The sequence below is a fragment of the Massilia sp. 9I genome, from assembly GCF_902506415.1.
GTDB lineage: Bacteria > Pseudomonadota > Gammaproteobacteria > Burkholderiales > Burkholderiaceae_D > Telluria.
Map to the genome: position 1 here is coordinate 4,360,751 of NZ_LR733275.1, position 12,638 is coordinate 4,373,388.

The 12,638-nt window shown below is 66.9% G+C and carries 9 protein-coding genes; 2 read left to right on the forward strand and 7 right to left on the reverse strand.

Translation table 11 applies throughout. The features are described 5' to 3' along the window. Positions 1-7: 7 nt before the first annotated feature. The 6 genes from GV068_RS19525 to GV068_RS19550 form a co-directional block, all read right to left on the reverse strand. Entirely contained in the window at positions 8-1,822 is a 1,815-nt protein-coding gene (locus tag GV068_RS19525; protein ID WP_159701671.1) for a hypothetical protein, read from the reverse strand. After that, complete coding sequence (locus tag GV068_RS19530) at positions 1,806-4,724, reverse strand: glycosyltransferase (RefSeq protein ID WP_159701674.1); 2,919 nt, start codon at positions 4,722-4,724, stop codon at positions 1,806-1,808. The genes GV068_RS19525 and GV068_RS19530 overlap by 17 nt, the downstream gene beginning before the upstream one ends. After that, entirely contained in the window at positions 4,725-6,065 is a 1,341-nt protein-coding gene (locus GV068_RS19535) for an FkbM family methyltransferase (RefSeq protein ID WP_159701677.1), read from the reverse strand. A 9-nt stretch (positions 6,066-6,074) separates the two neighbouring features. Continuing rightward, positions 6,075-7,298, reverse strand: a complete 1,224-nt coding sequence (locus tag GV068_RS19540; RefSeq protein WP_159701680.1) for an ABC transporter ATP-binding protein — start codon at positions 7,296-7,298, stop codon at positions 6,075-6,077. Further along, on the reverse strand, positions 7,298-8,098 hold the full coding sequence (locus GV068_RS19545) for an ABC transporter permease (protein ID WP_159701683.1): 801 nt from the start codon (positions 8,096-8,098) through the stop codon (positions 7,298-7,300). Before GV068_RS19545 ends, GV068_RS19540 begins: the two co-directional genes overlap by 1 nt. 170 nt (positions 8,099-8,268) lie before the next feature. Then, positions 8,269-8,586: a hypothetical protein gene (locus GV068_RS19550; protein WP_201303319.1), complete on the reverse strand. Its 318-nt coding sequence runs from the start codon at positions 8,584-8,586 to the stop codon at positions 8,269-8,271. A gap of 190 nt (positions 8,587-8,776) precedes the next feature. On the opposite strand from GV068_RS19550, the gene GV068_RS19555 reads away from it, so the two are divergent. Together GV068_RS19555 and GV068_RS19560 are read left to right on the forward strand one after the other, a co-directional pair. After that, positions 8,777-10,390 (forward strand): DUF3500 domain-containing protein, encoded by a 1,614-nt coding sequence (locus GV068_RS19555; protein WP_159701686.1) that lies wholly within the window; start codon positions 8,777-8,779, stop codon positions 10,388-10,390. 1 nt (position 10,391) lies between these two features. Further along, positions 10,392-11,672, forward strand: a complete 1,281-nt coding sequence (locus tag GV068_RS19560) for a HupE/UreJ family protein (RefSeq protein WP_229464349.1) — start codon at positions 10,392-10,394, stop codon at positions 11,670-11,672. A gap of 202 nt (positions 11,673-11,874) precedes the next feature. Here the strand turns inward: GV068_RS19560 and GV068_RS19565 are convergent, their stop codons facing one another. After that, entirely contained in the window at positions 11,875-12,543 is a 669-nt protein-coding gene (locus tag GV068_RS19565) for an EF-hand domain-containing protein (RefSeq protein WP_159701689.1), read from the reverse strand. Positions 12,544-12,638 lie beyond the last annotated feature (95 nt).

Genomic DNA, 12,638 nt, shown 5'->3' on the forward strand with positions numbered 1-12,638 from the left:
GGTGCGTTCATGGGGTACTTCCAGTTTTGGGGCGGACGCTGACTTCCTGCAGGATGACAGCACCAAGAGCTTGATGTTCGAGCGTGAGGTCCAGCACGGCGGTCTGCGCGGCCGCGGGCAGGGCAATCGCTGGCGTGTCCTCGAGCGCATGCCAGCCGAGATCGAGCCCGCCCACGGTCACGCGTGTACGGCCGGTCCCAGTCGGGTACGACCCGCGCAGCACCAGGGTGGCGGCACGGATGCCGGCCGGCAGATGCAGGCGCAACTGCGAACGCGCGCCGTCCGACGAGCCGCTCGCGCGGATGTCGTCGGCCAGCCAGGTATATTGGCGCACGCCCTTGGCCACGCACAGGATCGGGCCGTCGATGTAGCGCCAGCCACGCGCGCTGCGGGTAAAGGCATTGTCGGGCGCCAGCTTGGCGCCGGGACCGCACAGGCTGGCGGCGGCCTTCGAATCGGCATCGTTGACCAGGGTTCGGAAGCGCTGGCCGTCCAGATAGAAGCTGTGCACGCGGTCGGGTTCGACCCAGTTGTCGTGATGGGCCATGCGCTCCGCAAAAATCTCCGGCTCCGGGTAGTACAGCTGCGGTGCGTGGCGCAGCATCAGGCGGGCCAGCGGGCTGAATTCATTATATTCGTAGCGGACCGCATGGGCCATGGCCAGGGCCTGCACGGCAATCACGACCAGCAATGGGGCAAGCCGCCAGCGCGGCAGCTCGCGCAGCATCGCCAGCAGGGCGAACAGCAGCGGCATCGCGGCCCAGAAGGCGTAGCGCATCGGGCCGGCGGCGGCCGAGTTCCAGTTGATCACGGCCAGCGCGGGCAAGGCCAGCGCCAGCGTGAAGGCGAAGCACAGGAGCAGCAGGCGCAGCGCGCGCCCGCGCGCCGCCAGCAGCGCCAGCAGCACGCCCGGGATGGCGAGCCACATGCCCTGGTTCAGGTCGAAGAAGAAGGAGACCAGGCGGGTGTTGCCGATCAGCGAGGGACGCGAGAAGCGGCTGGCGATCAGGTTCGGCACGCCGTATTCGATCAGGTTGAACAGCACCGGGATGGCGGCTACTACCAGGCCGAGGCCGAGGGCGGTGAACAGGCGCACCAGCGTGACGGGCGGAACCGGCTGCATCCTGCCGACGGCGGCGCGAATGAAAGGCGCGAACAGGAAGAAAAATACGATCGTCGGATTCTGCTGGGCGGCGAGGCCCGCCAGCAGGCTCCCCAGCACCGGCATGCCGCCGGTGAACAGCAGCAAAGCAGCCAGCAAGCTTGCTGCGCCCACGGTTTCAGGGCTCGACCAGTTCCAGTACAGCATGCCGCCGCACAGCATGAACAGCGCCAGCCCGAGCGCGGCGCGCCAGCTCGAGCCGAAGAAGCGGTGCAGGGCCAGGCCCAGCACGAACACGAAGACCAGGTTCACGACCTGGAAAGCCTTGAAGGGCTCCTGGCCTACCGCTTCCATCAGGCGCAGCGGCAGGGCGGCCATCATCGGATAACCGAAGAAGTGGACGCTGTAGACGTTGCCGCTTTGGCCGCGCGCGAAGGCCGGGTAGACGTTTTGCTCACCGCGCCGGATCTCGTCCTGCAGCATCTGGAACAGCGATGTGAAGCGCTCCGGCGCCAGCGCCTTGGTGCGCTCGAAGTCCTCGATGCGCAGGTCCGGCGTGCCGTGGGCGGCGATGCCCACGGTGTTCACCGAGTACTCAAGGATGTCGCCGCTGAGCGAGACCGGGCGCGCCACGAACAGGGCCGCCAGGGCGAGCGCCAGCAGCAGCGCGAAGCGCCACAGGGTACTGGCCCGCTTAGCGGATTCAGGCCGCTTTCGCATCGCCTTCCGGTTCGTCGTCAAGCTTGGCGTCCGGCAGGGTCGCCGGCAGCGTGCGATACCAGCGCTGGCGTACCAGGCCGGCCAGCACCTGGCGTGCGCTCTGGTTCCAGGTCAGCCACGGCATGCCTTTCGATTCCGGGATGCGGCCGTCGCGGCGGCGCTCCAGCCAGGCTTCGATCGCCTGCGCCAGGTCTTCCGGCGCCAGGCCGCTGAAGTAATAGGCGTGCTCGCCCGCCACTTCGCGGAACACCGGCAGGCTGCGCGCGACGATCGGGATGCCGTACTGCGCGGCCTCGATCAGCGGCAGGCCGAAGCCTTCGCCTTCGGACGGGGACAGCAGGGCCGCCGATTCGCCGTAGAGCTTGAGCAGCATTTCGTCCGAGATCCCGGCCAGCCAGAACAGGCGCTTGGCCTTTTCCGGGTGGCTGTTCATGCGCTCGGCCACGGCTTCCATCATCCAACCCTGCTTGCCGACCACGACCAGGTTGACGTCGACGCCGCGTTCCCACAGCAGATCAAAAGCGGCCAGGGTCTGGGCATGGCCCTTGCGCGGCTCCACGGTGCCGACCATCAGGAAGCTCGGGCGGCGGCGCAGGGCGTCCAGCACCTGCGACGCGTCCGGCGGCAGGCCGGTGCTCGGCGCGCTGGCGTTGATGTCGGCGCCGAGGTGGAACCAGCCCAGTTGCAGCGGCTTGCTGCGGCTTAAGCCCTTGGCCTCGACCCAGGCCGCGAATTCGTCGGCCACGGCGCGCGAGATGCACAGGATGCCGTCGGAGACGCGGTGCACGGTGCGCAGGAAATCGGCGAAGCCGTCCTCGGTCCCGAAGGGGAACACGTCCGGACGCAGCACCGGCAGCAGGTCGTAGACCACGAAGTAGATTTCGACGCCGCGATCGCGCATCGACTGCAGCAGCTGTTCGTTCTGGGCCACGCCGCTGATGTACAGGTCCAGGCCCAGGAACACATCACCGGGGCGCATCTCGATCGGCGCATCCTCGACCGCCAGGCCGGTCTCGCCCACCAGCTTCATCGCCCAGTTGCGCGCGTAGTGGTAGGGGCGGTTGCCGCCGGTGCCGAACACCGGCTCGATCCGGAAGCCCGGCGGCGGGCTGGCAATCAGGGACAGCAGGATGCTGCGCACCACGCGCTGGATGCCGGTCTTGAGGTCGGTCTGCACCAGCGCCGAGACGTCCACGAACAGCTGGCGCGGGCTGGTGGCCGCGCTGTTGGCGGCGATCGCGCCGGCAAGTAGAGGCAGCTCGTCAGGCGGGCAGGCGCGCGCCGCGCTGTCCACCAGCTGGCGGTAGCCGGCGCGGGCGCCGCGGGTGGCGAAGTGTTCGATCGCTTCGAAACACATGCGGCCGGCGTGGGCGGGCGCATGCTGGGTCTCCATGAATTCCAGGGCGCGCTGCGACAGGGCCGTGCGCAGCTCGGCATCGGCGCGCAGGCGGCGCAGGGCGTCGGCCAGCTCGTCGCAGGCGAAGCCGTCGCGCAGCTTGATCAGGAGCTGGTCGTCGATCGAGGCGGTGGAGCCGTGCGCGTTGACGATGGTCGGCACGCCGTACAGCAGGCAGTCCAGCACCGCGGCCGAAGTCTCGCCGCGCGAGGAGCCGCGCAGCTGCACCGCGCAGTCGCCGCCGGCCAGGTAGTCGGCATAGGTGGCCGGGTCGACGAAGCCGGTGATCCTGATCCTGTCCGAACATTTCGCGGCGCGGATCTTCTTGCTCAGGTTGGCGCCGTACTTGCTCGGATCGTTCTCGCCGACGAAGACCAGCGAGCAGTGCGGGTCGGCCGCCAGCGGCGAGGCGAGGAAGGCGTCCAGCAGCTCTTCATTGAGCTTGGTCTTGCCGAGCATGCCGAAGCTGCACACCACGTATTCCTGGGGCTTCAGGCCCAGGCGGGTTCTAGCGGCAGCGCGGGCTTCCGGCGAAGCAGCGCCTTCCGGCTTACCGCGCAGCAGCGGGATGCTGCGCCAGCCGTCGGCCGCGCCTTCGCCATACCACTCGGTGGCCAGCTGCTTCGGGTATTCCGAATGGACGATGATGCCGGTGGCGTTGTCGAGCACGCCCTTGTTGAGCGGGTACTGCCACACCGCCGGATGGCGGCCCAGCTTCAGGTGGCCGGCCAGGCCGGTGTAGCCGTGCGATTCGTATAGGGCCTTGATGAAGCCCTGCGGCAGGTAGTCCACGTTTTCGAGGTGCTCGATCACGTTCGACAGGTAGAAGTCGTGCAGCACCACCACGCCCGGCACGTCGCGGATCAGTTCGAACATGTGACGGTGCGCCGGCGAATTCCCGAAGTGGTAGAGCACGCGGTCGTAGGAGGCCGCATGCTCGCGCAGCCATGCCGCGCTGCGCTGCGGGAAGCGCTCGATGCGCGCGTCGCTCACGAGGTCCTGCTCGACGATCAGCTCGACGTCGTAGTAGTTCGCCAGTTCCGGCACCAGTTCGGCGCTGTAGTCGGCGATGCCCGATTTTTCCGGCGGCAGCGGCGAGACGTAGGCCAGGCGCGGCTTGGCGCCTGTGGTCGGCGCTGCCGGTGCTTGCGCAGCCTGCACGCGCTGCCACAGCGCGTCGACTGTGTCGTCCAGGGTGACGCTCGCGAACGGTGGCGCCTCGATGGCCGTCTCGCCGACGACGACATCGGGCGCCAGGCTGGCCAGCGCTTGGCGGTGCAGCAGCGCCTGCAGCGGCGCTGCCTCGGGCAGCACGAAGGGACGCAGGCGGCGGCGCGGCACCAGGCCATCGAAGGCAAGGCGCAGGGCGTCAAAGGCGCCTTCGTGGGCGGCGGGCAGGGCGATCCAGAGCTCGTGGTCCTTGGCCTGGCGCGCCAGTTCGCGCGCCAGCGCCAGGGCCTCAGGCGCCGGCTGCGGGGTGGTGAGGAAGTCGATGACGATACGCATTTATTGTCCTGCCTGCTGTTTGGCTTGGGCGCGCTGCAGGTCGGCCAGCACCTTGCGGACCGAGACCGGCAGGCCCCTGAGTTCTTCCGGGACTTCGACGCCGGCCGGCGCCTGCTGCGGTGGATCGAGCTTGACCGCGGCGATGGAGGCCGACACGCGCTCGCCGAGCGCCGGGTGGCGGCGCAGCACCGGGATCAGGAGGCGGCGCAGGCGTTCGTTGGCGGTGAGGCGGTTGACGATGCGGCGCGCCAGTTTCGGCTGGCGCAGCGTCCACGCGACGTAGCCGAGGGCGCGCACCGGGCGCGTGATCTTCCACGAGGTGGAGGACAGCGTGGCCCGCAGGCGTTCGTCCAGGCTGCGCGCCCATTCCGACATCTGGCGGTTGGCGTCGTTGGCGGCGGCCAGCTTGTCCTGCAGCAGGGCGTTGGCTTCCTCGGTCTGCTCGATCTGCTGCTGGGCGACGCGCATCTGTTCTTCCAGGTTGCGCGCCTGCGCCATGCTCGCGTGCAGCTGCTCGTTGCGCTCTTTCAGCTCGGCCGCGCGTTCCTTCAGCTGGGCCTCCAGGTCGCGCTGCCAGGCCGCCAGCTTCTTCGCATCTTCCTGGGTGGCGCGCAGCTGCTTGTCGAGCGCCTTGCCATTCTTCCAGGCCTTGTCCAGGTGGTGCGAGATGAATTCGTCGAACACGTTCGGCTGGATGCCGAAGTGCTGCAGCAGTTCCGGGTGTTCGTCCGCCACGTAGTAGCGGTTCAGACCATCGAACCACACGAAGCGGTAGCCCTGGCTGGTCACCGCCGCGTCCCAGGCCGCGTGGTTGGTCTCGCGGCTGTTCGGCAGCGTCGCCTCGATCACCAGCACCCACGGGCGCCAGCGTGCGAAGTCCATCCCCTTGATCACTTCGCCCTCGAAGCCTTCGACGTCGATCTTCAGGAAGTGGATGTCACCGGTAACGTGTTCTTCGCAGACCGAGGCCAGCGTACGCACCGGCACGCTCATCTCGACCACTTCATGGCCTTCCGAACGGTGCAGCTCGGCGACCGAGGCTTCGGGCGAGGCCCAGCCGCGCACCTGCGGGGTGTCATACAGGGTCAGTTCGCCGTTGCTGGCGCCTGCGGCGATCGCCAGGTTGACGTCGCGCGGGCGTTGGTCGAGGAAGGCCTGGTGGAAGGAGGGCAGCGGCTCGATGCTGATGCCACGCCAGCCGGCGTCGTAGAAGGCCTTGGTGACCGAATGCTCTTCCGGGTCGTTGGCGCCGACGTCGATGTAGAAGCCGTTCTGGACGTGGCCGAGCGCGCGCCACAGCAGCACATCTTCCGAATTCTGGGAATAGGAGATGAATCTCATTTGCGTAGATTAGGAGCGTTCAATGTCGATGGCCGGGTCGAGCCAGGCCGAGCCCTCGAAGTGCGGGCGGCGCATGTTCATCACGGTGAACACCAGCGCCAGGTCGCGCCATTCGTAGTTGTTCACCAGATGGGTCTCGGTGCTGACGATCGCGGTCGCGACCGAATAGGTGCCGGGGCCGAGGTTCATCGGGAAGGCGAAGCGGTACACCACTTCCTCGCCCGCCGCGACGTCCTCGAGCGGCAGCTGCTTCAGGTGGGTATTGGTGCCATACATCGGCTGGCCGAGGCGGTCCTTGATCATGTAGCCGAGCACCATGCGCGGGATCGGCGCATTGACCTTCACCCGCACTTCCAAGGTCACGGCGGCGCCGACGTCGACCACTTCGGCGCGCTGCCCGGTTTCGTCCAGCAGGGCGATGTCGATGACCGTGGCCTCGCCGGTGCCGGAGATGGTCTGCACCTTGCCGTCCTGGGTTTCGTTCAGGCGCACGGTTTCATTTTCGCGTTCGGCGATCATGGCGTTGTAGTAGTCCATGATCTCTTCCGGCTTGCCTTCCTTGGCCAGGCGTCCGCCGTCCAACAGGATGGCGCGGTCGCATACCGACTGGATCGCCTGCTTGTCGTGCGAGACCAGTAGCAGGGTGGTGCCCTCCTTGCGGAACTGGCGGATGCGATCAAAAGACTTGTGCTGGAAGTAGGCGTCGCCCACAGACAGGGCCTCGTCGACGATCAGAATGTCCGGACGGCGCGCGGTCGCCACCGAGAAGGCCACGCGCACCTGCATGCCGCTCGAGTAGACGCGCACCGGCTGGTCCATGTACTCGCCGATGCCGGCGAATTCCTCGATCTGCGGCATCAGGGCCGTGATCTCGTCCACCGTCATGCCCAGCAGCTGGCCGGCCGTGTAGACATTCTGGCGTCCCGTGAAATCGGGGTGGAAGCCCATGCCCAGTTCGAGCAGGGCGGCCACTCTTCCTTCCATCCAGACGCTGCCGGTGGTCGGCTGGGTAGTGCCGGTGATGAGTTTGAGCAGCGTGCTCTTGCCTGCGCCGTTGATGCCGATCAGACCTACGGCTTCGCCAGGTGCGACCTGGAAGTTGATGTCAGTGAGCACCCACTTGAGCTTGTGGCGCGGCCCGCGGAACGGCAGCAGCCATTCGCCCAGGCGCGACCAGCGCGTCGGGTATTGTTTATAGGCCTTGCCCAGCTTAGAAACGACAATGGTGCCCATCAGAGTTCATCCACCATTTCGCCGGAGCGCTTGCGGAACAGGCGCAGGCCCAGGATGCACAGCAGCAGGGCCAGCAGCGTTGCCGGGAGCAGGGCGTTCCAGTCGGGCATGCGGCCTTCGACCAGGATCGCCTGGTGCGCCTGCACGATCGGCGCCATCGGGTTGTAAACCAGTACCGGGCGCACCTCCTGCGGCAGGATCGAGGCCGGGTAGACGATGGGCGTGAGCCAGAACCAGAACTGCATCGCGATGGTCACGAACTGGCCGACGTCGCGGAAGAACACGTTCAGGATGCCGGTCACCATCCCTAAGCCGATTGCCAGCAGGATCTGCAGCAGCAGCACCGGAACGATGGCGAAGAACACGGCGCCCGGGAAGTGGCCGGACACGATCAGGTAGACGACGAACAGCCCGAAGATGACCCCGAAGTTCACCAGCGCGTTGAGCACCACGATGACGGGCAGGCAGATACGGGGGAAGCTGATCTTCTTGAGCAGGTTGGCCTGCTCGAGGAACATGTTCTGCCCGCGGGCGACGATCTCGGCGAACAGGCCCCAGGTCAGGATGCCGGCGCACAGGTAGATGGAATACGCGGCGCTCGAATCGTTGCCGGGCAGCTTGGCACGCATGACCTCGGAGAAGATCACGGTGTACACGAGGATCATGGCGAGAGGGCTCAGCACCGACCAGACGGCGCCCAGCATCGCGTTCACGTATTTCGACTGGAATTCGCGCTTGACGCTGCCCAGCACGAAACCGCGATAGGCCCACAGGCCGCGCAGCATCAGTGGCGAGATCATGGGGCGGCCCGCGCTGGCAGCGCCCCGTTCGGGTACGTCAGGATAAATAGCATTTGGAATGGCTGAGCCGGATGAGCCCAAAATTATACTTCATCCAACTGCCAATCCGTTGTTACAGGTGTAACATCTTGTCCCAAGTCAACTAAGATTTGTAATGGATTGTCGCGGGATCAGCTGCCCAGATTGGTAAAGATACCGACAGCCATCTCTGCCCAGCAATACAGGAAGCCGAGGCTGATCAGGCCGGCAGCCATCAAGCGGCTTTTGGCGGTGCGCAGCCTGCGCAACGTAAAGGTAAGGACAAGGCCTGTGAGGAGCAGCAGGATGCCCGCGGCGACGAAATCGATGGCGGTCCAGACCACTTCGGTAGTGAACTGCATGGCGACCAGCGGGATCATCAGGATGGCCGCCGTGACAAGGGCGACGATCAAGAGACTGTGTGCGAGGCTGGGTTTGACATGCAAGCTATTGCCGGTCATCGTGCTCATGTTGGTCTCCTGGGCAAGTCAAAAGTTGGCAATACTGCCACTGCTTACTTTATCACGGTTCTCCGGCTCCGCAAGCGTCCCGTTTTGCACACGCTTTTCGTTAATTTACGCAAATTTACGTGTCCATGTGCACTCGAATTCAAGGATGTTCAGTATATTTGCCACGTCCTTCCCAACGTCAAGGTTTATCATGAAATATCCACGCGCCCTCGCGCTCTGCGTCGCGCTCGCCATGCTCGGCGGCTGCGGCAGTTCGTCCGACGACAGTTCCAGCAGCAGCAGCGGCGGCACGACGACGGTCGTCGCCGCGCCGGCGATCGCCACCCAGCCCGCCGCGGTCAGCGTCGCGGCCGGGGCCGCGGCCAGCTTCACCGTCAGCGCTACCGGCGGCGGTACGCTTTCCTACCAGTGGCGCAAGGGCGGCACCGCGATCAGCGGCGCCACCTCGGCCACCTATTCGATCGCTGCCACCACCGCGGCCGACGCGGGCAGCTACGATGTCGTCGTCACCAACAGCGCGGGCAGCGTCACCAGCGCCGCCGCCGCCCTGACCGTGGCCTCCGCCACCGCCGCTCCGGCCATCGTGACGCAACCGGTATCGCAGTCGGTCGCGACCGGCGCGGGCGTCACCCTGACGGTGACGGCGAGCGGCAGCGGCACCCTGAGCTACCAATGGCGCAAGGGCGGCGTTGCGATCGCCGGCGCCACCAGCAGCAGCTACACGATTGCCAGCGCAGCCGCCGCGGACGCCGGCACCTACGACGTCGTGGTCACCAACAGCATCGGTTCGGTCACCAGCAGCGCCACGACGCTCGCGGTGACCGCCAGCACCAGCTCGACGCAGAGCGTGGCCGCGTACAACGCCGCCATGAGTTTCTATACGAGCCTGACCGGCACCCAGCAGACCTCGGTCCAGGTGGCCTACAGCATCGATGCGGCGCGACGCTGGTCGAACCTGCCTGCCGCCATGTCCTCGCGTAACGGCATCAAGTGGGGCAGCCTGAGCACGGCGCAGAAGACCGCTGCCACGACCCTGATCAAGACCGCGCTGAGCGACGCCGGCAGCTCGCTGCAGTTCGGCATGCAGGCAGCCGACGACTACCTGAACTCGATCGGCGGCGGCAGCAGCTACGGCAACGGCGAGTACTACATCGCTTTCGTCGGCACCCCGACTTCGACCGGCTTCTGGATCCTGCAGCTGACCGGACACCACCTGACCTGGAACATCGCGTTCAACGGCAGCTACAAGTCGCCGACTCCGGTGTTCCTCGGCATCGAACCGAAAGGCTCGTTCACGATCAACGGCGTCACCTACGATCCGATGGCCGCGCAGCGTACCGCCATGGCCAGCCTGGGCGCAGCCTTGACCGCCTATTCCGGCGCCAAGCTCAGCGGCACCTATGCCGACATCCTGTTCGGCGCCAACGGCTCCGGTGGCGGCGACGGCACCTGCCCGCGCAGCTACTCCAGCGTGACCACGCACGGCCTGCCGTATTCCTCGCTGTCCGCGGCCGACCAGGCGCTGGCGCAAGCCGCGATCCGCGCCTACGTCAATACCCAGGCCACCGAGTACGCGAACGATCTGCTGGGCGCCTACCTGAGTTCGACTGCCCTGGCGCAGACCTATGTCGCCTACGCCGGCAGCGGCACCGTCACCACCAACGGCGACTACATCCGCATCGAAGGTCCGCGCCTGTGGATCGAGTTCTCGACCCAGCGCGGCGTGATCGTCCAGAACGACATCCACTACCACACCATCTGGCGTGACAAGTTCGGGGATTACGGTGGCAAGTGCGTCAACTGATGTGAAAGGCGCAGGCTGGGGGAGCTTCTTCCTCGGCCTGTTGCTGGCATGGCTGGCCTTGGGATGGAACGCCCCCGCGGCGGCCCATCCGATGCCCGAGAGCGTGGTCTGGATCGATACCACGCCGTCGGGGATGAACCTGACGCTCCAGCTCCCCCTGAACCGGCTCGAATTCGGCTTCGGCAAGACCCTGACCGACCAGCCCGACACGGTGCTGGCCAGGTACGGCGATGAACTGGCCGCTTACCTGCTCCAGCACGTCGGCGCGCGCAGCGAGGAAGGCGGCTGGCAGGTGCTGCGGCCGCGGCTGCAGGTGCTGAACATCGGCGGCTTCCCCGAGCTGCAGGCCAGCTTCACGGTGCAGGCGCCGGCCGGCGCCTCCACCCGCAGGCCGGAACTGCTGTACGACGTCATCACCCACGAGGTGCGTACCCACAGGGCCCAGGTCTTCCTGCGCACCGATTGGGCCGGCGGTTACGTCGGCAAGGCGCCCGTGCTGCTGGGGGAGCTGCGGTATGGGCAGAACAGCCTGTTCATTCCGCTGGACCGGCAGCGCAGCGGCGCCGGCTTCGCCAGCCTGTTCGAAGAAGGCATGGTGCACATCGCCGAAGGCACCGATCACCTGCTGTTCCTGCTGATGTTGCTGGTGGTGGCGCCGCTGGCGGCGCAGGCGGGCCGCTGGAGGGAGATGCGTCCGCTGCCGCAGGTCTTGCGCCATACGGCCTGGGTCCTGACCGCGTTCACGGCCGGCCATACCGCGACGCTGGTGCTGGGCAGCCTGGGCCTGGTGAACGTGCCGTCGCAGCCGGTCGAGATCGCCGTTGCGGTGACGATCGCGATCGCCGGCTTGCACACCTGGCGCCCGCTGTTCGCCGGCGCCGAGACGCTGATGGCGCTCTGTTTCGGCCTGATCCATGGCCTGGCCTTTTCCGCCAGCCTGTCCGGCGCCGGCCTGACGCCCTGGCAGCATGCGCAGGCACTGCTCGCGTTCAATCTCGGCATCGAGACCATGCAGCTGGTGGCGATGGCGGCGGTGCTGCCGCCGGTGCTGGTGCTGGGACGCCTGCAAGCGGCCTGGTATGCGCACCTGCGCCATCTGCTGGCGGTGCTGGCGTCGGTCCTGGCGGCCCTCTGGGTGCTCGAGCGCAGCGGTGCGATCGACCTGGCCGCCGTCTCCTGGCTCGGCGATGGCGGTACGCTGCCGTTCCTGCTGGTGTTGCTGATCTGGATGCTGGCGGTGGGTTGTGCAGCCACCCGGCTCGCCCGGCCAGCGCGCGGCTGAAACGGCACCGGCTTCGTTTCCGGCGGGCTGCGCGGCGCTTGCGAGCGTCCGCCCCGCCTTTCTCGCCATGACCGGGCAGCATGATCGGGGTCGGATCTGACCTTCGTCTGCGCCACTGTGAACCGTTCGGATCGGCGTTTCGCGTCGCCGTTAACGACCGGCGCCCGGGAGTACCGGGCGCCGGGGGAAACTGCGCCTGTGGTCAGGCGCTGGTTGCGACGGTCGCGCTGGCGGTAGCGGCGCCGGCGCTGCCGTCGCGCTCGTCGACATAGGCTTTCAGCAGCTGCAGCGCCTTGGCGAGCGCGCTGGCGCTGCCCCCGTCGGCCGCGCTTTCTTCATTCCGGTTCGCTTTCAGGTAGCTCTTCCCCTCCGCGCGCGTCAGCTTGCCGTCGCCATCGCTGTCCGCATCGTCGAAATTGTCGACCAGCTTGTCCAGGCCCGGCGGGGTGCGCCCGCCGGCCGCATCGGCGTTCTCGAGCATCGCGGTGAGGTCGTCCTTGCTCAAGCCCTCGTCCTGTGCGGCGGCGTCGACGCCATCCTCCCCCGGCGGCGGTCCGGGCGGAGGCGCGCCGTGCGGCGGGCCGCCGGCCCGGGCCATGCGGCCCTGGTCGAACTGGGCGTTGAGTTCATCGGCGAGCTTGCTGATCACGCTCGACATTTCGCTCTGCGTGACTTGTCCGTTGCCGTCGCCGTCGAGTTGCTGGAACAGCGCGTCCGCCGCGTCGGTGCTGTCCTGCGTGGCGCTGCCGTCAGCGGCAAATGCCTGCTGCAAGGCGGTCTTGTCGATGTAACCCTGCTTGTTGGTGTCCAGCTTTGAAAACAGTGCATTGCTCCAGCTGGTCGCCATGCTGCTGCTGATTGTCGTACTCATGCGTATCACTCCTGACGGGCGGCCGCCCGCGCGGCCGATCAGGAATTATCGTGGAGGAGCCCGTAAAGATTTGACGGATGGTGTAAAGATGGGTA